At 63.2% G+C, this 23,825-nt stretch carries 28 protein-coding genes; 16 read left to right on the top strand and 12 right to left on the bottom strand.

Features of this window, described 5'->3' with window-relative positions; genetic code table 11:
- Positions 1-77 precede the first annotated feature (77 nt).
- Entirely contained in the window at positions 78-1,199 is a 1,122-nt protein-coding gene (locus I6E60_RS02640) for an NAD(P)-binding domain-containing protein (RefSeq protein WP_197122750.1), read from the bottom strand.
- A 155-nt stretch (positions 1,200-1,354) separates the two neighbouring features.
- Between I6E60_RS02640 and I6E60_RS02635 the strand changes: the two genes are divergently transcribed.
- Positions 1,355-1,588 carry a DUF3073 domain-containing protein gene (locus I6E60_RS02635; RefSeq protein WP_197122748.1) on the top strand — a complete coding sequence of 78 codons (234 nt, stop codon included), beginning with the start codon at positions 1,355-1,357 and terminating at the stop codon, positions 1,586-1,588.
- 80 nt (positions 1,589-1,668) lie between these two features.
- Here the strand turns inward: I6E60_RS02635 and I6E60_RS02630 are convergent, their stop codons facing one another.
- The 3 genes from I6E60_RS02630 to purM all read right to left on the bottom strand — a co-directional run bounded on the left by I6E60_RS02630 (position 1,669) and on the right by purM (position 5,182).
- Positions 1,669-3,021 (bottom strand): aminotransferase class V-fold PLP-dependent enzyme, encoded by a 1,353-nt coding sequence (locus tag I6E60_RS02630; RefSeq protein WP_197178739.1) that lies wholly within the window; start codon positions 3,019-3,021, stop codon positions 1,669-1,671.
- An 84-nt stretch (positions 3,022-3,105) separates the two neighbouring features.
- Complete coding sequence (locus I6E60_RS02625) at positions 3,106-4,005, bottom strand: EamA family transporter (protein ID WP_197178738.1); 900 nt, start codon at positions 4,003-4,005, stop codon at positions 3,106-3,108.
- 70 nt (positions 4,006-4,075) lie between these two features.
- On the bottom strand, positions 4,076-5,182 hold the full coding sequence (purM, locus tag I6E60_RS02620) for a phosphoribosylformylglycinamidine cyclo-ligase (protein ID WP_010204103.1): 1,107 nt from the start codon (positions 5,180-5,182) through the stop codon (positions 4,076-4,078).
- 140 nt (positions 5,183-5,322) lie between these two features.
- On the opposite strand from purM, the gene purF reads away from it, so the two are divergent.
- Positions 5,323-6,780: an amidophosphoribosyltransferase gene (purF, locus tag I6E60_RS02615; RefSeq protein WP_197178737.1), complete on the top strand. Its 1,458-nt coding sequence runs from the start codon at positions 5,323-5,325 to the stop codon at positions 6,778-6,780.
- A gap of 76 nt (positions 6,781-6,856) precedes the next feature.
- Here the strand turns inward: purF and I6E60_RS02610 are convergent, their stop codons facing one another.
- On the bottom strand, positions 6,857-7,219 hold the full coding sequence (locus tag I6E60_RS02610) for a hypothetical protein (RefSeq protein ID WP_197155800.1): 363 nt from the start codon (positions 7,217-7,219) through the stop codon (positions 6,857-6,859).
- Between the two features lie 14 nt (positions 7,220-7,233).
- Positions 7,234-7,587, bottom strand: coding sequence for a sterol carrier family protein (locus I6E60_RS02605; protein WP_197122740.1), 354 nt, complete (start codon positions 7,585-7,587; stop codon positions 7,234-7,236).
- A 67-nt stretch (positions 7,588-7,654) separates the two neighbouring features.
- On the opposite strand from I6E60_RS02605, the gene purD reads away from it, so the two are divergent.
- Complete coding sequence (purD, locus tag I6E60_RS02600; protein WP_197178736.1) at positions 7,655-8,905, top strand: phosphoribosylamine--glycine ligase; 1,251 nt, start codon at positions 7,655-7,657, stop codon at positions 8,903-8,905.
- Positions 8,902-9,822, top strand: a complete 921-nt coding sequence (locus I6E60_RS02595; protein ID WP_374189210.1) for a phosphoribosylaminoimidazolesuccinocarboxamide synthase — start codon at positions 8,902-8,904, stop codon at positions 9,820-9,822. The genes purD and I6E60_RS02595 overlap by 4 nt, the downstream gene beginning before the upstream one ends.
- A gap of 63 nt (positions 9,823-9,885) precedes the next feature.
- Here I6E60_RS02595 and I6E60_RS02590 read toward each other — a convergent pair whose 3' ends face one another.
- Positions 9,886-10,389, bottom strand: coding sequence for a GNAT family N-acetyltransferase (locus I6E60_RS02590; RefSeq protein ID WP_197178735.1), 504 nt, complete (start codon positions 10,387-10,389; stop codon positions 9,886-9,888).
- Between the two features lie 107 nt (positions 10,390-10,496).
- Here I6E60_RS02590 and I6E60_RS02585 point away from each other — a divergent pair, with 107 nt between their 5' ends.
- Entirely contained in the window at positions 10,497-10,895 is a 399-nt protein-coding gene (locus I6E60_RS02585) for a hypothetical protein (protein WP_197178734.1), read from the top strand.
- Positions 10,896-10,902: 7 nt separating this feature from the next.
- On the opposite strand, the gene I6E60_RS02580 is transcribed toward I6E60_RS02585, so the two are convergent.
- The 3 genes from I6E60_RS02580 to I6E60_RS02570 form a co-directional block, all read right to left on the bottom strand.
- Positions 10,903-11,241, bottom strand: a complete 339-nt coding sequence (locus I6E60_RS02580; RefSeq protein WP_197178733.1) for a hypothetical protein — start codon at positions 11,239-11,241, stop codon at positions 10,903-10,905.
- Between the two features lie 65 nt (positions 11,242-11,306).
- Positions 11,307-11,954 carry a DUF4166 domain-containing protein gene (locus tag I6E60_RS02575; protein ID WP_307841772.1) on the bottom strand — a complete coding sequence of 216 codons (648 nt, stop codon included), beginning with the start codon at positions 11,952-11,954 and terminating at the stop codon, positions 11,307-11,309.
- The gene (locus tag I6E60_RS02570) at positions 11,885-12,373 is read right to left on the bottom strand and encodes a MarR family winged helix-turn-helix transcriptional regulator (RefSeq protein WP_197178732.1); all 489 of its coding nucleotides are present in this window, start codon (positions 12,371-12,373) and stop codon (positions 11,885-11,887) included. Before I6E60_RS02570 ends, I6E60_RS02575 begins: the two co-directional genes overlap by 70 nt.
- 60 nt (positions 12,374-12,433) lie before the next feature.
- On the opposite strand from I6E60_RS02570, the gene I6E60_RS02565 reads away from it, so the two are divergent.
- Positions 12,434-12,802, top strand: coding sequence for a VOC family protein (locus I6E60_RS02565; protein WP_197178731.1), 369 nt, complete (start codon positions 12,434-12,436; stop codon positions 12,800-12,802).
- Positions 12,803-12,867: 65 nt separating this feature from the next.
- Here I6E60_RS02565 and I6E60_RS02560 read toward each other — a convergent pair whose 3' ends face one another.
- Positions 12,868-14,520: a molybdopterin-dependent oxidoreductase gene (locus I6E60_RS02560; RefSeq protein ID WP_197178729.1), complete on the bottom strand. Its 1,653-nt coding sequence runs from the start codon at positions 14,518-14,520 to the stop codon at positions 12,868-12,870.
- A 215-nt stretch (positions 14,521-14,735) separates the two neighbouring features.
- Here I6E60_RS02560 and I6E60_RS02555 point away from each other — a divergent pair, with 215 nt between their 5' ends.
- From I6E60_RS02555 to I6E60_RS02530, 6 genes are all read left to right on the top strand, one after another.
- Positions 14,736-14,954, top strand: a complete 219-nt coding sequence (locus I6E60_RS02555) for a helix-turn-helix domain-containing protein (RefSeq protein ID WP_129072396.1) — start codon at positions 14,736-14,738, stop codon at positions 14,952-14,954.
- Positions 14,944-15,408: a Clp protease N-terminal domain-containing protein gene (locus I6E60_RS02550; RefSeq protein WP_231600524.1), complete on the top strand. Its 465-nt coding sequence runs from the start codon at positions 14,944-14,946 to the stop codon at positions 15,406-15,408. Before I6E60_RS02555 ends, I6E60_RS02550 begins: the two co-directional genes overlap by 11 nt.
- 125 nt (positions 15,409-15,533) lie before the next feature.
- Complete coding sequence (locus tag I6E60_RS02545; protein ID WP_197178727.1) at positions 15,534-15,875, top strand: hypothetical protein; 342 nt, start codon at positions 15,534-15,536, stop codon at positions 15,873-15,875.
- Between the two features lie 10 nt (positions 15,876-15,885).
- Positions 15,886-16,521 (top strand): hypothetical protein, encoded by a 636-nt coding sequence (locus I6E60_RS02540; RefSeq protein ID WP_231601105.1) that lies wholly within the window; start codon positions 15,886-15,888, stop codon positions 16,519-16,521.
- Between the two features lie 48 nt (positions 16,522-16,569).
- Positions 16,570-17,058 (top strand): N-acetyltransferase, encoded by a 489-nt coding sequence (locus I6E60_RS02535; protein WP_197178725.1) that lies wholly within the window; start codon positions 16,570-16,572, stop codon positions 17,056-17,058.
- A 78-nt stretch (positions 17,059-17,136) separates the two neighbouring features.
- Positions 17,137-18,213: an alkene reductase gene (locus I6E60_RS02530; RefSeq protein ID WP_197178724.1), complete on the top strand. Its 1,077-nt coding sequence runs from the start codon at positions 17,137-17,139 to the stop codon at positions 18,211-18,213.
- Between the two features lie 35 nt (positions 18,214-18,248).
- Here the strand turns inward: I6E60_RS02530 and I6E60_RS02525 are convergent, their stop codons facing one another.
- Positions 18,249-19,232 (bottom strand): oxidoreductase, encoded by a 984-nt coding sequence (locus tag I6E60_RS02525; RefSeq protein WP_197178723.1) that lies wholly within the window; start codon positions 19,230-19,232, stop codon positions 18,249-18,251.
- Between the two features lie 152 nt (positions 19,233-19,384).
- On the opposite strand from I6E60_RS02525, the gene I6E60_RS02520 reads away from it, so the two are divergent.
- From I6E60_RS02520 to I6E60_RS02505, 4 genes are all read left to right on the top strand, one after another.
- Positions 19,385-20,422: an MBL fold metallo-hydrolase gene (locus tag I6E60_RS02520; RefSeq protein ID WP_197122717.1), complete on the top strand. Its 1,038-nt coding sequence runs from the start codon at positions 19,385-19,387 to the stop codon at positions 20,420-20,422.
- A 256-nt stretch (positions 20,423-20,678) separates the two neighbouring features.
- Positions 20,679-21,785: an enoyl-CoA hydratase/isomerase family protein gene (locus I6E60_RS02515; protein ID WP_231601104.1), complete on the top strand. Its 1,107-nt coding sequence runs from the start codon at positions 20,679-20,681 to the stop codon at positions 21,783-21,785.
- Positions 21,786-21,828: 43 nt separating this feature from the next.
- Complete coding sequence (locus I6E60_RS02510) at positions 21,829-22,650, top strand: enoyl-CoA hydratase-related protein (protein ID WP_197122713.1); 822 nt, start codon at positions 21,829-21,831, stop codon at positions 22,648-22,650.
- Positions 22,647-23,819: a thiolase family protein gene (locus I6E60_RS02505; protein WP_197122711.1), complete on the top strand. Its 1,173-nt coding sequence runs from the start codon at positions 22,647-22,649 to the stop codon at positions 23,817-23,819. The genes I6E60_RS02510 and I6E60_RS02505 overlap by 4 nt, the downstream gene beginning before the upstream one ends.
- Positions 23,820-23,825 lie beyond the last annotated feature (6 nt).

Raw genomic sequence — 23,825 nt, 5'->3', positions numbered from 1 at the left:
GCCTAGACTCAACAGCCGTCATCCGATCAACTGCCAACTACAAACCTGCCGCCTGGTCTGCGCAACAGCAGCGCTCGCTAGCGCCCGTTCTTCATGGCTTGAATCTTGCTGAGGGTGGCGATGGCTTGACGTGCGATCATCCGCCCCGCACGGTTGGCACCGATAGTGGATGCTTGCGGCCCATACCCGGCGAAGAAGATGCGCGGGTCTTTCCACGCCACGCCCTGCCCGACGGCCACGCCGCCCTCTTTCTCGCGCAGTTTCAGCGGAGCAAGGTGGCGCAGTTCTGGGCGGAAACCGGTGGACCAAATGATGGCATCCGCCTGCTGGAAGGCGCCGTCTTTCCAGCGCACCCCACCGGGTTCGATGCTGGAGAACATGGGGCGCGGCGTCAAAACGCCCCGCTCGATGCCGGCTTGGATGCGGCGGGTGCGCGGAACGCCCGTGCCGCTGACGATGCTGGGGAGGGCTCGGCCCGCCCGCGCCGCCTCATCCTGCACCAGCACAGCTTCTTTGCGCGCTTCAAGGTTGAGGCCGCCGTCTTCGAGGAAGTCGATGGGGCGGCGGCTCACCCAGGTGAGGTTGCTGGCGATGTTTTCGAGTTCGAGCAGGAACCCGATCGCTGACGTTCCTCCACCAACCACGACAACACTCTGGTCGGTGAACTCGCGGGCACTGCGGTATTCGCTGGTGTGAAGGTGGCGGCCCTCAAACGATTTGAGCCCCGGGTACCACGGGATGAACGGCGCACCCCAGGTGCCAGTGGCGTTGATGACGAGCATCGTGCTGACAGTTTTAGTTTCTTCGCCATCGAGGGTGAAAGTTACATTCAGATGTTCGCCGAGGTTATCGACGGCGATCACATCCGCATTACGCACGACCTGCAGGCCATAGTGCTCTTCGTAGGCGCGGTAGTAGTCGGCGACAACTTTCTTGGCCGGCATATGTTTGTCGGCGGTCTCAAAGCTGAGCCCCAGCTCGTCGAGACCGGGAAGATCATTGATGCGGTGGGCGGAACCAATGCGCAGTGCCTCCCAGCGGAATTGCCACGCGCCCCCCGTATTGGGGCCACGGTCAAGGAGCACAAAATCATTGCCAGGGTCGAGGCCAAGTCGCCGCAAATAGTAGGCAACAGAGAGGCCCGCTTGGCCAGCACCAATAACGACAACAGAGGTGTCGGTTTCAGTGGTGGATGTCACGGGCTAACGTTACCCGTGAACAGGCCACCTGTGCATCGCCCACGAAGACCTTTCTGTCCATCGTGCTAAACTTCAGGTTAGTTTTCATCCATCCCTGTTCGCTCGTTCGCTGGCCACCGTCAGTGCACCGGGACAGAAGTATGAGGGGGTCTCGAATGGGACGCGGCCGTCAAAAGGCAAAGCACACCAAGGTGGCGCGGGATTTGAAGTACTTCAGCCCAGACACCAACTATGGTGCACTCGCTCGCGAGTTGAGCGGGTCAGAAAGCGCTGCTCCGGTGTCGGAAGACAGCGAAAAGTGGCCGGAGTACTCCGCTGGTAGTTCATACAGCGACGAATACGACCGTGAAGAAGATGACGAGGACGACGAGGAAACTCGTAGCGCCTAATAACGCACCTTCTACACATAAGGCGAGCACCAGACCCTCCGGGGTCGGATGCTCGCCTCGTGCGTTAACGTGGTGCCGGGCTAGCGCTCGCGCGACCACTCCACGAGAGTCGGCACAGCGTCTTCGGCGAAACGCTCATAGTCATCGGCAGTGTTGTAGGCGTGCGCCGAAAGCCGCAGATAGCCGGTGTCACGGAAGCTAGTGACTTGAGTTTCGAATCCGAGTTCGTCCGTGATGCGTTGGCGAACAGCTTGCGCATCGTCATGGCTTGCGCCGAGGGTGCCGGGGAGCCGCAAGAGGGTCATTCCCGGAGCGGGGGCTGCGACATCCACCCGCGACTCTTCGCCAGACGCAGCATCGAGCGCATCGGCAACAACGTCGGTCGAGTAGTCGAGTAGTGACTCGATGTAGCCGCGAATGGAATCCCAGCCAATCCGGTCTTCGAGCCCCGTGATGGCGTCGACGCTAGCGAGGTACGGCGTGTAGTCGAATGTGCCCTGGTGGTCGAAGCGACCGGGGAAGGGGTCATCCATTCCCCACGAATCGATTACCGGGTACAGGTTTTTGGCGAACTTCTTTTCGGCCACGAGCACTGCGCTTCCCCGAAAACCGCAGGCAAACTTGTGTAAATTGCCCACCCAAGCGGATGCCGCAATGCCCTCGGCCGGGCGGTGCTGAATTCCCGGGGCGTGGGCTGCATCCACAAGCAGAGGCACCCCGTGCTTCGTGGCCAACTCGGCGAGCGCCGCGACCGGGAACTCACGCGCGGTGGCCGAGGTTGAGGCGTCGATGATGAGGCCAGCAGGCTTCTTGGCGAGTGCTTTGCCGAGAACCGTAAGGATGTGCTCGGGCGTGGCATCCAGTTCGATGGGCACGGTGCGCACTTTGGCTCCGCGCTGGCGGGCTTCACGGCGAGCCGAGAACGCGACTGCCCCGTAGGCGTGGTCGGTGATGAGCAGCTCGTCACCGGCGTTGAGCATGAGGGCGCGGATGGCGGCCGTCATTCCGGCGCTGGCGTTGGGGACGAACCCGAAGCGGTCGGCATCCACGCCAAGGAAATCGGCGAGACCTTCGCGGGCCTGAGCGAGACGCTCGGGTGCGGCCATGAACCAACGCTGCGGTGCGCTCTCGGTTTCTTGCAGGTAGGCGAGGCGACGCAGTTGGGCAAAGACGGGGACCGCCCCGAAGGAACCGTGGTTGATGTGGCGCCAGCGGGAGTTCAGGCTCCACAGCGCGGCGGCCGGGGAACCATCGCGGGTCAGCAGCGGTTCGGGGCGGTTTGTGGCGCCCGCTTGATCCGCGTCGGCGTCGTCAGTGTCGTCATCGTCCTCGGCGTCCTGCTGCTCATCCACCACGGTGTGCTCGTGTTCAGGTTCTGCGAGTTGCTCGTCGTTGTCGACGTCAATCGAGTTGTCGGGCTGCTTAGTTGCCATAGCGCCCATTCAAGCGCACGGCACCGGATTCGCTTCGGTGGCACCCGGGTCACAGCGAAAACACTGCTGCAGCGAAGTCGTTGCCTAGGTGAGCGCGCGCCCGCGGCGACGGCGCAGCAACCCGGTGGTGATGGCGACGCCGAGAAGCAGCATCAGTCCACCAATAACTTCGATCACCGTCGGCACCTCGCCGAGCGCTAACCACGCGGTGGCCATGCCGATCGGCGGAACAAGCATCGTGAAGGGCACGACGGCGGATGCTGCGTGCCGGGCGAGCAACGTGTTCCAGATGCCGTACCCGACAAGGCTGGCGAGCCACGCGGTGTAAGCGGTCGAGAGCAGCTGCGGAACGGTGAGGTGGGTGAGGGCGAAGCCGACAGCATCCGCCCCATTTATCGCGAAGGCGAGTGCGAGCATGGGGATCGGTACGACCAGGGCCGACCAGACCGTGAGCGACAGTCCGGCCAGTGGCGAGGACGTGGTGCCGATGCGCCCGACCCGGCGTGCGATGACATTGCCGATGGCCCAGGATGCAGCAGCGGCCAGGGTCACGAAGAAGGCCAAAACGGGAGTTTCTACCCCGCGCCCGCTCCCCACGACAACAAGGCCGGCTGCCCCGAGTGCGACGCCGACGAGTTGACTGCGCGTGGGGGTTTCACGCAGTGCGAGGGCGGCGAACACCACCGTTAGCACCACCTGCGCTTGCAACACGAGTGAGGCGAGGCCGGGCGGCATGCCGATGGCGAGCGCGGTGTACAGCAGGCCGAACTGCCCGAGGCTCATGAACGAGCCGATGAGCACTACGTCGCGAAACCTCGACTTCGGCCGCGGCACGAAGAAGATAGCGGGAACAATCACCACCATGAAGCGCAACGCCAGAAACAGCGTGGGTGGCATGCCTTCGAGGCCTACGTCGATGACGACGAAGTTGAGGCCCCAAATGACGGCAACGAGCACTGCAGCGAGGATGGAACGAAGGGGCATGGCTTCAACGCCTCAGAACAACGTCAGGATCACGAATGGTGGGCGCTGCGGGCACCCACCGAAGGTAGCGCTAGTTCGCGTACGAACCGCTCAGGCGCACAGCGCCACCGTTGACACCCTTGGCTCCCTGTTCGAAGCCAGTGAAATCGCGAGCGGCCATCGAGACACGACCGACTTCCCACGAGGGGATGCCGTCGGCGGTGAGGGCGGCGATGGTGGCGTCGGCAGCATCCGCGGCCACGATCGCGATCATGCCGATCCCGAGGTTCCAGGTTCCTTCGGCACTTTCGAGGCTGGAACCAGCCAGGTCAGACAGCACGCGGAACACGGTGGGCGGCGACCAGGTCGAGCGCTCAACTTCAACCCACGAGCCGACAGGCAGCACGCGCGCGAGGTTCGCGGCGATTCCGCCTCCGGTGACGTGGCTGAGCGAGTGCACAGCACCGGGCTGGGCGTCGAGCAGGTTGAGCAGCGGCATTGTGTAGAGACGGGTCGGCTCGAGGAGCACTTCGCCGACGACTCCGCCGAGCTCGTTGAGGTGGTCGCTGTAGCCGACCTTGTTGTTCGCCAGAATGTGGCGCACAAGCGAGAAACCGTTCGAGTGGATGCCCGAGGACTCCATCGCGATAACAACATCGCCATCGGCCACGAGGTGCGGGCCGAGCTGAGATCCGGCTTCAACCACGCCGGTTGCCGCACCGGCAACGTCGTAGTCGTCAGGGCCGAGAAGGCCGGGGTGTTCTGCCGTTTCGCCGCCCACCAGCGCGGTACCGGTAGCCGAGCATCCGCGAGCAATACCCGCAACGATGTCGGCGATGCGCGAGGGAACGACCTTGCCGCACGCAATGTAGTCGGTCATGAAGAGGGGCTTGGCGCCGACCACGATGATGTCGTCAACGACCATGCCGACGAGGTCTTGGCCGATAGTGTCGTGCTTATCGAGCGCCTGAGCGATCGCAACCTTCGTGCCCACGCCATCCGTGGATGTCGCCATCAGCGGGTGCGTGTAGTCCTTAAGGAACGAGGCGTCATAGAGGCCAGCGAAACCGCCAAAACCTCCGACCACGTTGGGCCCATGAGTGGCACTGACGGCCGCCTTCATGAGTTCGACGGCGCGGTCACCAGCAGCGGTATCGACACCGGCTGCGGCATAGCTGGAAGAAGAGTTCTCGGTCACGGCTCAAGCGTACCGGTCTGCGGGTTTTACGCGCAGCAGCACCCCCGCTCCACGGCAGCAACCGCACTGCCAGATGTGAGAAGCTAGACCGTACTCACACCGGGTACGCGCTCTACGACCTCAGGGAGCCACGCGAAAGCATGTGCGGCATTGTCGGTATCGTCTCTTCTCAGCCCGTCAACCAGCAGGTTTATGACGCCCTGCTGCTCCTGCAGCACCGCGGTCAAGACTCCACGGGTATCGCCACCGCCGACGGCAGCACTCTGCACTTGCAGAAGGCCAACGGCCAAGTGCGTGAGGCATACCGCACGCGCGACATGCGCAACCTTATCGGCACCTCTGGGCTCGGCCACGTGCGCTACGCCACCAAGGGCAACGCCTTAAATGAGAATGAAGCCCAGCCGTTCTATGTGAACGCGCCCTACGGCATCATCCTTGTTCACAACGGCAACTTGACGAACACGCAGCAGCTCACTGATGAACTGTTCCGCATCGACCGCCGCCACCTCAACACCACGAGCGACACTGAACTGCTCGTCAACGTGTTGGCCAACGAACTTCAAGAGCAAGTGTCGGGGCTCGACCTCGACCCCGAGCAGGTCTTCACCGCTATCGAGCGCGTGCACGACCGCGTCGAGGGCTCCTACGCCGCGATCGCACTGATCGCTGGCCATGGCTTGCTCGCCTTCCGCGACCCCTTCGGCATCCGCCCGTTGGTGTTGGGCCGCCGCCAAACTGGTCTCGTCGGCTACGAGTGGATCGTGGCATCCGAATCTCTCGTGCTGGAAAGCGCCGGCTACGAACTGGTGCGGGATGTTGCCCCCGGCGAAGCGATCTTCATTACACCCGACGGCGAAATGTTCTCCAAGCAGTGCGCCAAAGCACCGGTGCTGATCCCGTGCTCGTTCGAATACGTTTACCTAGCCCGACCCGACTCGATCATGAACGGCATCTCCGTTTATGAAGCTCGCCTGCGCTTGGGCGACAAACTGGCCGACACCATCTCGAAGTTCACCCCCATGGGCGACATCGACGTTGTGATGCCCATCCCCGACTCCTCACGCCCCGCCGCAATGCAGGTCGCCCAGAAGCTTGGCGTCGAATACCGCGAAGGGTTCTACAAGAACCGCTACGTTGGCCGCACCTTCATCATGCCCGGCCAGGCCGAACGCAAGAAGAGCGTCAAGCAGAAGCTGAACGCGATGGGCACCGAGTTCAAGGGTAAGAACATCCTGATTGTGGATGACTCCATCGTGCGTGGCACCACCTCGAAAGAGATCGTGCAGATGGCTCGCGAGGCTGGCGCCAACAAGGTCACCTTCACCTCCGCTGCACCTCCCGTGCGCTACCCACACGTGTACGGCATCAACATGCCGACGCGCGCTGAACTCGTTGCCCACGGGCGCAAGATTCCCGAGATCGCTCTGGAGATGGGCGCTGACGCTCTCATCTACCAGGAGGTCGCCGATATGCAGGCTGCGATCACCGAAGGATCCGACGTGTCAGCTCTCGAAATGAGCTGCTTCACCGGCGAATACGTTTCGGGCAACATCACTCCTGAATACCTCGACTGGCTTGAGCTCACGCAACTGAGCTAGCGCGACGCATTTCTCGGGGTGAACTTCCGCGGGGTGAACTCCCTCGCGGTGAACTCCCTCGCGGTGCAGTTCGGTGTTATTCGAGCGTTCCTTCGTAAGCCTCAGGCTCTACGGTCTCGTGCTCGGCGGTTGCTGTCTTCGCGCGACGGCTCGACACGCGATCGAGAATGAGCGCAAGAACGGCGCCGAGGGCGACCCCGGCAGGAATCCCGAACAGACTGAAGTAACCAAAGAGCGCGCCAAAGCCGACCGACCCGTCAACGGGGAACGACATCGTGAGAATGAACGTCACGATGGCACCAACGCCTCCACCAACCGTCATGAACGCGCCGTATTTCGGAACACGGCGAATGCTCACACTGCCAGCCTCGACCGTGGTCTTCATCGCAGGCTGCTGCGGGGCGGATGCCGCGGGCTCGTGTTCTGGCGTAATACTCACGGCACTATTCTCCCTCACACAACTGGGAGGTATTCGCTGAGGTCGGCACGCGACCCCGAGGCACTGATGTCGCCGGAGTCGAGGGCCTCGGCCCACTCTCGCGTTCCCGTGGCGAGCGCAATCCAGGTGGCGGCATCCATCTCGACCACATTGGGCGGGGTGCCGCGGGTGTGGTTAGGGCCCTCGATGGCTTGAACAGCGCCGAAGGGCGGCACGCGAACCTCGACCGAATTGCCTTCGGCGTTCGTCGCCAACACCTGCAAGAGGTAGCGAACCGCTGTGGCGGTAGCGTCGCGGTCTGCGCGACCGTCACGCACCATCCGGATGCTCGCTTCGCCTGCGATGGGGGCTATTTTCAGCTTTGCCATGCCTGAACGCTAGCAAGTTGGGCTGAACGCTAACAACTGTGGCGGTGGGCTTCGTTAGGCTGTCGTTGTGCGAATTCTTGTTCTTGGATCCGGTGCCCGCGAGCACGCCATTGTGACGTCACTTCTCAGTGAGGAGGAGACGCACGAAATCACGGCTGCGCCCGGCAATGCCGGCATCGCGTCGGTCGTGGAAACGGTGGCGCTCGATCCCACGCGTGGTGACGTTGTCACCGAGTACGCGCTCGACAACAACATTGAGTTGGTTGTTATCGGGCCCGAGGCTCCCCTCGTTGAGGGCGTCGCTGATGCTCTTCGCCGCCGCGGTATCGCCGTGTTCGGCCCCGGCAAGGCTGCCGCCGCGCTAGAGGGCAGCAAGACTTTTGCCAAGCGCATCATGGATGCCGCCAACGTGCCCACCGGTCGTGCCCATCGCGCCGGCTCGCTCGAAGAAGCCACTGCGGCTCTTGACGAGTTCGGCGCCCCTTACGTCGTAAAGGCCGACGGCCTCGCAGCAGGCAAGGGCGTTCTCGTCACGGGTGACCGCAACGCCGCCGTTGATCACGCCAAGCACTGGCTCACCTACGGCAGCGTGCTCGTCGAGGAATACCTCGCCGGCGAAGAGGTCTCCCTCTTCCTGTTGAGTGATGGCCACAACGTTGTTCCGCTGTCGCCCGCGCAGGATTACAAGCGCGCCTACGACGGTGACGACGGGCCCAACACGGGCGGCATGGGCGCCTATTCGCCGCTCACCTGGCTCCCCGACGGATTCGTTGAGGAAGTCATTGACACCATCGCGTTGCCCACGGTCCGACAGCTCGCCGAAGAACAGACACCATTTATCGGACTGCTCTACTGCGGCCTCATTGTCACTCGGGAAGGCATCCGCGTAATCGAATTCAACGCCCGCTTCGGTGACCCCGAGACTCAAGTGGTGCTCCCCCGCCTCGTTACACCGCTGAGCTCGCTGCTTTACGCGGCGGCGACCGGCGGCCTCCCCGACCACGCCACCCCCGAGTTCTCCGACGACGTTGCCGTCACGGTTGTGCTCGCGAGCGAGGGCTACCCCGATAACCCCAAGATCGGTCGCCCTATTACGGGGCTGGATGCCGCCCTCGCCGTTCCCGGAATCACCATCGCCCACGCGGCCACCGCCAAAAAGGGTGACGAGTTCGTCGCCACCGGCGGACGCGTGCTGAGTGTCGTCGCGACCGGCGCGACGTTTGCGGTCGCCCGCGAACGTGCGTACGAAGCGCTCGGACACATCCACCTTGAGGGCTCACACTTCCGCAGCGATATCGCTTTGCGCGTCGCCCAGTGAGTGACGCTGTGAACGGTGTTGCGCGGACGGATGCTGCTGGCTCTGACTCTGCTGCGGCTGATGCTGCGGCGAGCGCCTGGACGCTGACGTATTCCGGCAAGGTTCGGGACCTGTACGTGCGCGCCGACGAGCCACAGCTTGTGCTCATGGTTGCCAGTGATCGGGTCAGTGCGTTTGACCATGTGCTGGAGCCGGGCATCCCCAGCAAAGGCGCGCTGCTGACGCAACTGAGCAAGTGGTGGTTTGAGCAGCTCGCAGACATGCCGAACCATTTGGCGGATGCCGCTGGTGTCGAAGCGCCCGCAGAGCTCGCCGATCGGTCGATGATCGTAAAGCGGCTGGAGATGTATCCCGTGGAGTGTGTCGTTCGCGGCTACCTCTCGGGCAGTGGCTGGCTGGAGTATCAGGAGTCGCAGAGCGTGTGCGGCATTACGCTGCCTGCTGGTTTGAGCGATGGCGACCGCCTGCCCGAGCCGATTTACACCCCTGCCTGGAAAGCGCCGCTGGGCGAGCACGACGAAAACATCAGCTTTGAGCGCACCGTCGAACTCGTCGGTGCTGAGGTTGCGACCGCGCTTCGGGATGCTTCGCTCGACATCTTCGCCCGGGCCTCCGCCATTGCGGAGACTCGTGGCGTGATTCTCGCGGACACCAAGTTCGAGTTCGGCGCTGACCCCGAGACCGGTGCTCTCGTGCTGGCCGACGAAGTTCTCACGAGCGACTCGAGCCGCTATTGGGATGCCGAACTCTACGCCGCCGGCGGCCCTGGCCGCCTCGCAAGTTTCGATAAGCAGATCGTGCGCAACTGGCTCTCCGCCAACTGGGACAAGCAGGGCGTTCCGCCCGAGCTTCCCGCCGACATCGTGGAGCAGACCGCGGCGCGGTATCGCGAGCTGATTGAGCGGCTTACGGCGTAGTTCAGTGTTAGCTTGAATGAATCACGATCAGCCCGCTCGCCTCACGGCTCGGGCTGATTTTCTTTAAGGCTGCGAGTCCGTCGACGCCGTTCGCGGCAACCGCAGCAGCATCGTGTCGGAGCCACCGGAGCGACCGACCACCTGGAACCCGAACCGTGAGTACAGCGAGCGGGCGTGGTTGCCATCTTCCACGCTCAGGCTGATGCCGGCCACGCCTCTCGCTGTGGCTTCCGCGAGGAGTTGCTCGAGAAGCGCCGAGCCGATGCCTTGCCCGCGAAATCCTTCGAACGTCGTGATGCTCAGCTCGGGGATCGCCGCATCGACGAAACCGTAGCCGGGGTGCTCTGCGGGGAAGAAGACCAGCCAGGCGACTGCGCGGGCGACACCGTCAGCTTCATCCAGCATCCCGAAGTCGGTTTCGCTCGGGAAGCCAGAATAGTAGTGCGCGAGTTCTGCTGACTGGTCGAGGTCGTCGAAGCCGAAACGCGGCCCGCACCAGTTCATGTTCGCCAGTGTTGCCTCTCTCAGAAGCGGCCGGTCAGACGCATTCAGGAGGCGGGTCGGCATGCGCCAATACTAAGGCGGTCTGAGTTCTCAATTATCAACCCAACCACAGATTGTGAAGTAATCTTCAGCTACGAGTCGGCTAGGTGCCGCTGAGGGATTCGGGGATCATGAAGCGAGCTACGTGGGTCGAGGGCTTTGTGCTCATCGCGCTGGGCATGATCGTTTTGGGAGGAGTGCTGCTGAACCTCGGCTCGAACAACTACGAGGGTAAATGGAGAAACTGCACTGACCACACATCTCGCCCGGAAGCGCTGATGGGGGCCGGCGAATACCGGATCATTGCATCATTTTCGCTATTCCCTCTGGGCTTCAACTGCGAGTACTCCCCCTTCGACGCTTCTGAAGAGCCCGCTACGGTGTTTCTCGACCAAGGGACCGTGCCCGCGATCTTCGGCATCGCGCTCACGTGGATTGGTGGCGGAGTGCTCGTAGGCGGCGCGATTCTCAATCGCCGGGAATCCTTGATACCCGGCCGGCTCCCAGCAGACGCGGCGCGCCCACGATAAGAGGGGTTTAGCCGCCGTTGCTCCCGCCCTCGGGCCGAGCGAATGTGAGCGCCCACGACTGCTCGCCCTGGGCGGTCTCGACCCAGCCATCCGCTTCGATCTCGTGGCGAAGCTTCGCCAAGGTTTCGGCCATGCGGGGCGCGTAAGCCTCATCCGGGTTCATCGGGTCGAACATGTGATTCGATGAAAAGGAGCCACTCGTATAGCGGGCTTCATCGCCGACGCGACCGATGAACCGCAGCGTTTGGTTCGGAACACCGGTGGAGAGCGTGGTGAGCATGCGTGCCAATCCGGAGATCTCGACTTCTTCGATTTCGATCTGAAGCGACTCGCTCTGTGGGCTCATGAGTCCCATAGTGCGCCTGAATTGCGCCGATGTAAACGGGTGGTGGCGGGATCCCCGCCACCGATCTACTGGTAGCCGTAGGTGAAGTGCCCGGCGTAGCGGAACCAGTCACCGAGCAGCGGGGTGTGGAGCCGAACATCCACATGCTGTCGTCCGTCGGCCCAGGACTCGTCGACCGTGACAGTGGCGAGCGCGGGGATGCGGAGGCGCAGGCCAGCCAAGTGCAGCCACTGGCGATCGGAGCGCAACTGCATGCGGCCATCGGTAACGCTCAGCGCCATGCGCACTTCGAAGCCACCTCGTCGCCCCAAGAAGTCGTGCAAGTGGCCGTCGCGGACGCGCATTTCGTCGCGCAAGGTGCGGTCGCGAGCGGCGAAGTGGAACGTGCGCACCGCGCCGAGGCGGCCACCCCCGGTCGGGGTGTTGATGACGTCAAACGGCACGTTGTGGGCATATTCCGGGAAGAGGATGCGCTGCCACGCCATAAACGCCAGCACCGGTTTCAGGATGCGCAGCGGCGAGCCGGCAACCTCGAAGACTCCGCTGCCGACGCCGCCGCGCTGGCCGCCGTCGAAGTACGGGCGAAGCTCAGGCGCTAGCTCGTCGAGTTCAGCACCGAGCACGCGCCGGTAGACCGACTCGCTCACGATTGCGGCTGCGATCCGGCCTGCTGGGCGGCGGATGCCGGTTGCTCGCGCAACGACGTCACGCACCGCGAGAGGAGATCCCCCAGCATCGCTTGCTCGTCCGCGTTCAGGGTGGACTTCATCCGGTCTTCAACTTCTTTGACTGCCGCGCTGGCGGTGGCCAGCTGGCGACGGCCGCTGGCGGTGAGCTCAACAGGGAGCACCCGACCAGCGACAGGCCGTTCGGGGCGGGTGACGAAACCGTCGCGCTCGAGAGATTGCAGCAGCACGTTCATCGCTTGGCGGGTAACGAAGGCTCCGCGGGCAAGATCCGAGTTCGAGAGGCCGGGGCGTTGGGCCAGCAGTTCGAGGCAGGAGTAGTGCGTGATGTTCATATCGAGCGGGCGCAGCACGGCTTCCATCGCAGACCGGAGGGCACTGGAGGCTTCCTTGAGGAGGTACCCCAGCGAGGTTTCGAGATTGATTCCGGTCGGCTGTTGCGTCATGTCAATATTCTGACATAGAGTGTCAGGTGTCAACTAATTGACATGCATACAGGGAGAATAATGACCACCGCATCCGGCCCCGGCTTCATCTCACTACAGGTTCGCGACCTTGACGCCGCAGGCGCCTTCTACGAAAAGTACCTCGGTCTGACCCGCCAGCCAGGCCCACCCCACGCCATCGTTTTCGGCACCACCCCGGCAGCATTCGCCGTGCGTTCCGCCGCCCCAGGCATTGACCTCGATTCCGTCACGCAGCTCGGGCTGGGTGTCGGCATTTGGATGCACGCTCCCGACGCTCAGGGCATCCACGACATTCTCGCTGCCAACGGCATCACCATCACCTCGGCGCCCGTCGACGGTCCGTTCGGTCGCACCTTCACGTTCGCCGACCTCGATGGTTACAACATCACACTGCACGACCGCGCCTAGCGGGCAGGGGCGCGGCGGACAGTCGCGGGCCGCGATCAGAGCCGGCCAGCATCGAGCGGTGGCAGCTAGGAGACCTGCACCCCAACACGGTGCCAACCCTCGGCGCCGTCGGGCACGACGGGCACGGGGTCTCCCGATTGGGTGGTGCCGCCGGCATCCGTCGCGCGTGATTCGATGATGTGGCTTCCGCTCGTGGCTTCCCACGGGTACACCCACTGCACCCACGTGTCGGCGGAGATTGCGGTCGCCAGTTCGGCAGCCTGCCACGCGCCGCCGTCGATGCGGACTTCGACGCCGGTGATTCCCGTGTGCGGAGCCCAGGCGACGCCCGCGACAGCGACGCTGCCTGCGGTGACCGTGGCGCTTGAGCTCGGCACATCGATGCGGGACTGAGTCTTGACGGGGCCCTTGGCTGACCAGCCGCGATCGGTCCAGTACGCGGTGGCATCAGCGAAGCGCGTGACCTGCATTTCGACGACCCACTTGGTCGCCGACACGTAGCCATAGAGACCAGGGACGACCATCCGCACCGGAAAGCCGTGCTGCTGCGGAAGCGGTTCGCCGTTCATCCCGACCGCCAAAATGCTCTCGCGGTTCTCGTCTTGCAGCGCTTCGAGCGGCGTGCTCGCGGTGAAGCCATCGATGCTGCGAGAGAGCACCATGTCGGCGCCGGCTAGTGGCTTCGCCTTCGCTAGCAGCTCCCGGATGGGGTAGCCGAGCCACATAGCGTTGCCCACGAGATTGCCGCCGACCACATTCGATACGCACGAGAGTGTCGCGGCGGTCTCGACGAGGGGAAGCTCGAGCAGTTCGGCGAACGAAATTTCGATCTCGTTCTCGACCATTCCCGTGATCTTCAGGCTCCACTCATCCGCATCAACGTTAGGAACAACGAGGGCGGTATCGATGCGATAGAAGTTGGAGTTCGGGGTGATGAGCGTCGAGATGCCGGGCACATCGAGACTCGCGCTGGCAGGGATAGCGGGGGCCGCAACCGCGGGGGCAGGCAGTTTGAGAGCGGTGCGCACGGCATCCACGACGGTGGCACTGGCGTTGACGACACGCGCGCCGACTCCTACGAGCACCGCGCCGACGGAGGCGACGCCGACGATGCGCAGAAAGTCACGTCGCGAGGCGGCCGGCACGCGAGTGGGACTGGCGGATGACCGTTGAGCGCTAGCGGCACGTGCGGCCGCTGCGGTACCGGCGGGCGTCGTGGCTGGCGCGACCGGAATGGAACTGACCCAACGGCGCAAGCGAATCATCGTGATGCGCAACACGAGCACTCCAGCAACAACGCCGAGAACGGTGGGCATCGGCCAGCTTGCGGACGCTTGGGCGCGGGTCGTGACCGCGATCGTCGCGACGACGCCGATGAAGACGAGCAGAATGACGCCCCAGCTGGGCCGCGCATACTCCACGAGGCCAACCGCCACAGCGAGAATGAGCACCAAGAGCCCCACGCAGAGCAGCAGCACGATCTTGTCATTGGTGCCGAAGAGCGCGATCGTGAGGTCTTTCAACCACGGCGGCGCGAGGTCGATCACGAGCGATCCCACGGCAAGCACCGGGCTGCTGGCGGGAGAGATGAAGACGGCGAAGAACTCGGCAACGGCGAGCACGACGGCGGCGCTGAGCACACCCAGCAGTGCCGCCCAGCTGCGAATGCGTTTCACACTGAGAGCGGCGGGCGGGGCAGTCTTCGTCGCGGAGGTCACAGGTGAATCGCTTCTTCCTTAGTAAGACGAGAGACCGTGGGTCTAGACGCCGGGCTGGAGTTCAACCCTCCACTTCCAGAACCGCGGAAACGGGAGGTCTAACCCAGAGTAGACGCGGCTCCTGTGTGCACGGCGGCGGGGCTTGAAATGAGTCAAACACGTAAGGTTTGTCAGTTTTACTTGACAACATCGCTTCGTCAAGTGAAACTGACACTATGGATTCAGTGAACTTGGGCGAACAGCTCCGCACCGCCACTCCCGCAACCGGGTTGCGTGCGGTCGGGGCACTACACCGCCTCGCGGAGCACGTCGAAGCGACCCATGTTGCGCAGGCTCGCCGCGATGGCTGGTCGTGGGAGCAGATCGGCGACGCGCTGGGTGTCACACGACAGTCCGTTCACCTCAAATATGGAAAGCAGGGAAATGATGTTTGAGACGTTGACACAATCTGCGAGAACCACCGTCGAGGATGCCCGGCACGAGGCAGCGCGGCGGGGCGACCGGCGCCTCGGCACCGACCACCTTCTGCTGGCTCTGCTGCACGAAGAGGAGCTCGCTCGAGCCGTTGGAGTCGACGCTACGAGTGCCGCGGAAGCCGCCGACCAACTCGACCGAGATGCCTTGACGGCGATCGGGCTCGATGTCGGCACGTTCAGCCCAACCGCCCACGCCGCCGCCTCGAAACGAGTTCCCCTGACGGCGGGCGCTAAGGCCGTTCTTCAACAGACTCTGGTCAGCGCTGCCGCCGAAAAGGCGCAAACAGTGACGTCGCGCCACCTCCTCCTCGCGCTCCTCGACCGCCGCGAGCCCGACTCAGCCGCAGCCCTCCTAACCGCGCTTGCAGTTGACCGGCACGCAGCGCGCGACCGGCTGATCGCCCTCGCTTAGAATCGGTGCTCAGATTGTTCTCGAAGAAACGACCCGTGCGCTGCGCGCGATCCAGGCACCTAACCGCAGCGACAACCAGACAATGAACGAGCGACAAGTTCGACAAGTTGAGCTACATTCGATTTATGAATGTCGCGCAGCGTTCTCGTTTATCCACAGCGATCGTGGCCTTGAGCATGGCTTCGCTCGCGCTTTCTGCGTGCCGCGCACATGAACCGAATGCCGCCCCCAACCCCGGTGCGGCATCCAGCACGCCGACAGACGAATTCGACTGGCAGCAGGAACAACTGCAGGAGAAGGCGGATGAGCTGTGGAATGCGGTCGAACGACAGTTTCCGGATGCCGTGAGGCCCGAAGCGAAGTTCGTAGAGTGGAGCACCGCTCCAGCGCTCGGCGGCTCTGAACAGTTACGCGACTGCCTCAACGAGACCTCATCTTCGGAGTCTCCACCGAGGAGCGCGAGGTAGCGCACTACGTATGCTTCGTGCAGTATCCCGTCGAGCCGGAGCATTCGTCGGACGACGCCGACATCACGCCGTGACCGACCACGCTGAACACGTCCCTCACCTGACACCACTGCGGAGAGTCGCGGTGATTTGGGTTGCGCTTCTCTCCTGCGTGGCGCTCAGCCTGGGCTCGAGCATCGCCATGTTTCCCGCCCTCGACCGCTGGAATGATTGCGGGCGCGTCGCCTCTGAACTCGATCTTGCCGCCGTGGCCTCTCCATTGCTCGCCGCCGCTGCTATCGGTGCGTGGTTTTGGCTGCGACGCCTTATTCACGCGGCACGCCCCGAGCTGTTGCCCTTGACCACCGCCGCTGTCGTCGCAATCCTTCTCATCGCGGTCGTTCCTCTCCATCTCTTCGCCGCAGCAGCATGGGGCGACTCCGGGCAGAGTTTTCGCGAAGCCTGTGGCACTAGCGAGTGGATCGCTCTTGCCCGGGGGATGTCGCTGCACCTTCCCGCAGTATCGGTCGTCATTCTCGCGGCCGCCAACCCTCGCGCCCGGCCCCTGACCACGCCGCGAGTGATCACGAGCATCGCAATCATCACCGCGCTGTGGGTCACCTACATAGTGGCTGCGTCGCCGTTTGCGACCTTCACCCCGGCCTAAGCCCGCGCGATCGGCGCGAACTTGGCCTCCCGCTGCAATCATTGCTTTATGACCACCGTGAACGTCCGCCCCATGACCACCAGCGAGTTTGATGCGTGGCAGCACGCAACGACGGCCGAGTTCGCCGCGGAACAAGTCGCGATCGGGCGCTGGCCACTCGAAGGCTCGATTGAGCGGGCCGTCGCCGACAACGCCTCCCTGCTGCCATACGGCATCGACACTCCCCGCATGTTGTTCCTGCAGGGAACGGATGCCGCCGGCGCGACCGTCGGGCACGCATGGGTCAGTCTCGACCACCCGCAGGGGTCACCCGACCTCGCCTATCTGTTCGACATCCAAGTGGCGGAAGATCGCCGAGGTAGCGGACTCGGTCGCGCGCTTCTCGCAGCAGTCGAAGCTGCGGTGCTGGATGCCGGCGTGCCAGCCCTCGAGCTGAACGTTTTCGGGCACAACACTCCCGCGGTCTCGCTGTATGGCTCCTCGGGCTACACCGTCACTACGCAGCAGATGCGGAAAACCCTCAGCCCGAACCCCTAGTCGGAGCATCTTCTCAGGGAGGAATAGTGCACGCCGGTTGATGTTGAATTTGATACGACCGACAGAAAGAGATCCGCTGTGAACCTGTTTTCGCCCACGACCCTCGGCGACCTGAACCTGACTAACCGCTTGGTGATGGCACCACTCACTCGCACCCGCTCGGGCAAAGACGGCATCCCTGGCCCGATGGTCGCCGAGCACTACGCGCAGCGCGCCTCGCTCGGTCTGATTGTGTCCGAGGGCACCTACCCGAGCCATGCTGGGCGGGGTTTCCCGGGCCAGCCCGGATTGGTCGAGCCCGAGCAGCTCGAAGGGTGGAAGCACGTGACCGACGCAGTGCACGCGGCGGGCGGCCAGATTGTCGCGCAAGTCATGCACGCCGGGCGAGTGAGCCACGAAGCCACGAACGGCGGACTCACCCCGGTTGCCCCTAGCGCGATCGCGATCGAGGGCGAAACTCGCACCTACGAGGGCAAGCAGCCCTTCCAGGTTCCCCATGCCCTCACCGACGGCGAGCTCGCCGGCGTGATTGACGAGTTCGTCACGGCCTCGCGCAACGCTGTTGCGGCGGGATTCGACGGCGTTGAGCTCCACTCCGCCAACGGCTATCTACTGCACGAGTTTCTCTCCCCCGCGTCCAACCAGCGCGAGGGCCGGTATGGCGGCTCCCCCGAAAACCGCGCTCGCTTCGTGATCGAAGTTGCGACCGCCGTCGCCGAGGCGATTGGCGCCGGCCGCGTGGGCCTCCGCATCTCGCCAGCACACAACATCCAAGGTGCGCTAGAGACAGACAGCGCTGACGTACTCGCGACCTACGGCGCTCTCGTCGACGGTCTCGCCCCGCTCGGCCTCGCCTACCTCAGCATTCTGCACGCCGAACCCACCGGCGCCTTCGTGCAAGAGCTGCGTACCCGCTTCGGCGGACCCGTGCTGCTTAACAGTGGCTTCGCGCAGATCACGACTCGGGATGAGGCTCTTAGCCTGGTGAGTGACGGCCACGCCGAAGGTGTCGTCGTCGGCCGCCCGGCCATCGCAAATCCCGACCTGGTGTACCGCTGGCAAGAAAACCTGCCGCTGAACACCCCCGATGCCGCCAGCTTCTACGGAGACGGCCCCGAGGGCTACACCGACTACCCCACCTTCGAACCGAGCTAGCGCGCCGCCGCGGCGACCGGCTCGCGTCCGCTGGCTTAGCTAGAGAACGGATCCAAGCCGGTCGCCTTCACCGCGACCGCCCACAACTTTTCGGCAGCCTCGGGATCGATCGCCCATGCTTTAGCGCCGCCGATCATCATGTCGGTCTCGTCATCCGCCACGACACCCTTGATCGAGCAGTCCTCGCAGTACGCACCGCCACGCTCGGCCAACTCAGGAGCAGTTGCCGCCCAGAGGCCGGTCGACGCACCTTCAGCCGGCGTCTTGAACAGCGGATTCGGGTTGCCCTCTTCGTCGATCCACTGGCGTGCGAGCAACTCTTCGCGAGGCATGTTGCGCTGCAGGTCGGTCATGATGCCACCGGGGTGCACCGAGAACGCGTGGATGCCGCGGCCGGCCAGGCGAGCATCCAGAGCAACAGCGAACAGGGCATCCGCTGTCTTCGACTGGCCGTAGGCAACCCAGGGCTCGTAGTCGGTGGTGTCGAAGTTGATGTCGTCGAAGTTCACGGGCGAACGCCAGTGGCCGATCGACGAGTACGACACGATTCGCGCGCCATCCTGCAGCAGGGCTTCGAGGCCGGCAACGAGAGCAAAGTGTCCGAGAAGGTTGGTTCCAAACTGCATTTCCCAGCCCTGGGGCGTGCGCAGTTCGGGGGTTGCCATGACTCCGGCGGCGTTGATCATGATGTCGACGCGGGTGCCGGCTTCGCGCATCCCAGCGGTGAAGGCGGCAACAGAGTCGAGGTCGCCGAGGTCCATCTTCTCGACGCGAACGTTCGCCAGGCCTTCGAGCGCTTCGGTCGCCTTCTCCGGTCGACGGGCGGGAACGATCACGGCAACGCCCGCTTCGGCGAGCGCCTTCACCGTTTCGAAGCCGAGGCCTGAGTAGCCGCCAGTGACGACGGCGGTCTTGCCGGCGAGGTCGAAGCCGGCGATCACTTCGGATGCTGTGCTGCGGTATCCGAAGTTCGATTCGAGGGGTTGCTGGCGGGCTGTCATTTCTTCGAGGGAGATCATGGTCCTGACTCTAAGAGTTGGAGTGCACTCTAGGTCAAGGCCGCCAGCACACTCCCAGATTCAATTCGGGAATAGACCATTCGGTAGGGACTGGCTCTACCACACGAAACACCGCGAGGGTTCAATGTATACATTTCAGATATGCTGACGTTATGGTCAGGCCTTCCTCAGCGCACGCTCCCGCCCCCGTCAGTCCGACACAAGCCAGCGCGATCGCTGACGGGCAGCTTCCCGCTCCCGATCGAGTAGCCGATGGAGTCTGGTCGGTGACAATGGAAATGCCTGGCCCACACTTGCGATACAGCTTTTGCTACGTGATCGTCGGCTCCGATGACAGCCTGCATGTAATCGACCCGGGTTGGGGAACGAAAGAAAATGCGCTCCGGCTCGAGTCTTTCCTCCCGGAGATCGGCTCCGACCTCTCGCAAATCCAGTCGATCGTGGTGACGCATTTGCATCCCGACCACTCCGGGCAGGTGGAGCAACTCCGTGATGCTACTGGCGCATCGCTGATGGTGGGCGCCGATGAGTTCACTGCATCCGTTGCCGCTGCAGCCGGTCGCGATAAACGCTGGGACCTCGGGTCTTGGGGTATCCCCGCCGCACAACTCCGTGAGCTGAGCCAGCTGGAGGGTGCCAAGCCGCCACTCGCCCCGACGCCCGATGTGCTGCTCGCTGACGGGGAAGAACTCGCAATACCGGGACGTCACATTCGCGCGATGCACACCGGCGGTCACACCACCGGACACCTGTGCTTTCACGATCCCGAAGCCTCGCTCGTGTTCACCGGCGACCATGTCCTGCCCCGGATCCATCCGGGGTTGGGGCTCGGTGGGAAAAGCCAGGAGAATCCTATGGCTGCGTACCTCAAGGGACTGCGCCGCACAGCCGAGCTAGACGGGTGCGAAGCGGCCCCTGGCCACGAATATCGCTTCCGCGGCTTAGCGAAACGTTCCGAGTCAATGGCGGCTCACCACCTCAGACGCACGAAGGAAGTTGCGGATGCTCTCGCGACGAACGGTGAGTCAACGGTCTGGGAGGTCGCTTCCCGACTTACGTGGACTGCTGGCTGGGAGAACCTTGCTGGGTTCTATATTGCGTCGGCACTCCTGCAAACTGAGATGCACATGGACTTCGTTCGGTCTGGTGCCGCCGAAGCGTTTCTCGGTGGAGATTCGACCACGGGCTAAGAGCGGCAAGAAACGCCTCGGGCTTTCGCTCAACGCCTACTCTGTTATTGCGGCCCGCAGGGCCTGAATCGCTCTCGTGATGATCAGACCGGGTTGACGCTAATGCATACAATTGGATCAAATTGCGCTCGTTTTAGTTGACGATATTTGCTTCATTGACGATAATTGCATACGAAAGCCCATCTTGAGAGCTTTGGATGTCACGTCTGCCCGCGCATGATGTGCTCGCCTTCTCGAAGAGTCGTGGGTCTCGCCGATGAGCAATCCGACTCGGCCAAAGAATGCGGGGTTCGATGTGACACACGACCGAAGCCTTCTTCTCGAGGTCTCAGGCGACGTAGGAATAGCCACCCTTAATCGCCCTCACCGAATCAACGCGCTGGATCTGAATCTCGTCTCCCAGTTGATGACCGCACTTACGCTGTGGCGTTCGGACCCGGCGGTTAAGCTCGTGGTGCTCCGCGGCGCCGGCGACCGAGGGTTTTGCGCTGGAGGGGACTTACGATCAGACGGTGCGAGCGAGGGCGAGGGCGACCATCACTTCCTGCGAGCGGAGTACGCGCTAGATTTTCTGATCGCCACCTACCCCAAACCCGTGGTGGCTTTGATGGACGGCATCGTGATGGGCGGAGGCTTCGGTCTCGCTGGGCATGCATCGCACCGCATCGTTACGGAACGCTCTCGCCTGGCGATGCCCGAGACCAAAATCGGGCTTACCCCTGATGCGGGAATGAGTTACCACCTCGCGCGTGTACGACACGGATGGGGAATGCACTGGGCTCTCACATCCTCAACCATGGATGCAGCGGATGCCCTATTTTGTGGCCTCGCCGACGATTACGTGCCGCATTCCGCACTCGACAGCCTTGTCTCCGCGCTCTCTGCCCGCGGTGAAAGCACCGTCCAGGACGTCATTAATAGGTTTGCTTCCCCGGCGCCTGCGGCCACCGTGGCAGAGCAAAGCGTGATGGCCGAGTACTGGTACAACGCTGACAGTGTTGAGGATATGCTCAATCGCCTCGATGCGAGCTCGTCAGGTACTGCCATCAGCGCGGCTGAAAAAATACGTGTTGCATCGCCGTTTGCAGTGAAAGCCACCTTCTCCGCGATTCGATCCGCCGCCGATCTAGATCTCTGGGGGTGTTTGCAGCAGGAGTTTCGCTACATGGTTGGTCTCAGTGCGCGCAGCGACCTAGCCGAAGGTGTCACCGCGACGCTCCTCGAAAAACGAGCGGCGCGCTGGGAGCCTAGGAATCTCGCGGATGTCAGCGAGGAAAGTCTCCGCGACATTGCCAACTTCCCCGTCGATTTGGGAGCCGAACCGCGGCACTCCCCCACCCCGAGCCAACAATCATCTCCCTGACTCGTCGTCACGATGATCAGGCCGGCGAACGAGGAGAGTACGAATGATCAGCGCCAGCGAACAGATACACACCGCAAGCGGTGGCTTGGTAGTCACCCGGGTGGAGGGTCACACCCTCGTCGTGACGCTGAACCGCCCCGAAGCACACAACGCGATCACCCAGGGAATGGCGCTGGGAATCGGCATCGCGCTCGACTTCGCTGACGACGATCCTGCCGTGCGAGCTGTCATCATTACCGGAGCGGGCGAGCAGAGTTTCTGTGTGGGGGCTGACCTCAAAGAAGCATCCGCCGATGTAGGACTTCCCCGCGACCCACGGCTTGAGGTCTGGGGTTTCGGGGGCTTCGCCCATCACGAGATTTCTAAGCCGATCATCGCGGCGGTGAACGGCTACGCGCTCGGCGGAGGCACTGAACTCGTTCTAGCGAGCGACCTTGCCGTGGCTGCTGAACACGCCACATTCGGGCTGCCCGAGGTGCGAAGAGGAATCTTGGCGGCCGCGGGAGGTGCCTTTCGCCTCCCTCAGCAGATACCACGCAAGGTGGCCATGGAGGCGATCCTCACCGGTGAATCGATGAAAGCTGACACGGCGTTACGCCTTGGCCTCATCAACACCGTGGTGCCGGCGAAGGACCTGATGCCGAACGCGCTTGCGCTTGCTCAGCGAATTTCTGCGAATTCCCCTCTGTCAGTTCAGGCCAGCAAGAGAATCGCAAAAGCGATCAGCCAAGGCACCGCCATCGAGGAGTCAAGTTACTGGGCACGATCGAACGATGAGATGGCGAGGCTCAGAAAGAGTCACGACTCCGGCGAAGGCTTGAGGGCTTTCGTCGAGAAGCGCGAGCCAGAATGGACCGGACGATGAACGGCTCCCGCAGGGCTCTGAACCCGACGATCGTCGGCCTGGGCATGACCCCTCTCGGCAAGGTCTACGGGTCCACTGCTCGGGATTTTGCGGGCGAGGCGGTGCGCGCGGCCACCGTCGACGCCGGCCTCAACCTCGGAGATATCGACGGGCTCATTGTCTCCGGTGGGCTCGACGACTCAGTCGGCCTCTCACTCCAAACTGACCTGCAACTCAAGGATCTCCGTCTCCTCACGAAGATGCAAGCCTTTGGCTCTACCGCCGGCCAAATGATTCAGCACGCTGCGATGGCCATAATGTCGGGTACGGCGACGACAGTCGCCTGTGTGTGGGCGGACGCTCCGCTCGTCAGCGGAGCAAGCTCGGGGGCGTCCTACAACAAAGTGGCCCCGACCTTAACGGGCTGGCCAGGGTTAACGGCCGCGAGCGGCATCACCTCACCGACGACCATGTACGCCCTAGCAGCACAGCGCCACATGAACGCGTACGGCACCACTAACGACGACTTCGCGGCTATCGCCGTAGCTCAGCGGCGATGGGCAGAACTTAACCCGCACGCCCAATTCAGAACGCCCCTCAGCCTCGAGGAGTATCACGCCTCGCGGTGGATCGCGGAGCCGTTCCACCTCTTCGACTGCTGCCTAGTCTCCAATGGCGGCATCGCCGTAATTGTCACGTCGGCCGAGCGAGCACGATCACTCAAGCAACCTCCGGTGGAAGTCCTCGGCTGGGGCCAAGGCCATCCTGGCTCGACAGGGCGGCGCAACGATAGCTTCGGACTTGTGACCGGGGCCGCACAATCTGGCCGCAGAGCGCTCGAAATGGCACGCACGAACCTTGACGAGATCGACGTAGTTGAACTCTACGATTGCTACACCTACACGGTGCTCGTCAGCCTCGAAGATTATGGCTTCTGCGACAAAGGTGAGGGCGGGGCGTTTGTATCGGAGCCCGGAATGCTCGGCCCTGGCGGTCATCTCGCGCTCAACACGGGCGGCGGACAACTCTCCTCCTACTACATGTGGGGGATGACGCCACTCTCAGAGGGCATCATCCAGGCACGGGGGCAAGCAGGCGAGCGGCAGTCCGTCTCTCACGACCGGGTTCTGGTTTCGGGCAACGGCGGGATCCTCGACCACCACTCGACCCTCATCCTCGGAACTAACTAGGAGGCA

This window comes from Salinibacterium sp. SWN167 (assembly GCF_015864665.1).
Taxonomy (GTDB): Bacteria; Actinomycetota; Actinomycetes; order Actinomycetales; family Microbacteriaceae; genus Rhodoglobus.
The sequence above is the reverse complement of the archived record's forward strand: the minus strand, read 5'-3'. Positions and strand labels throughout refer to the sequence as shown.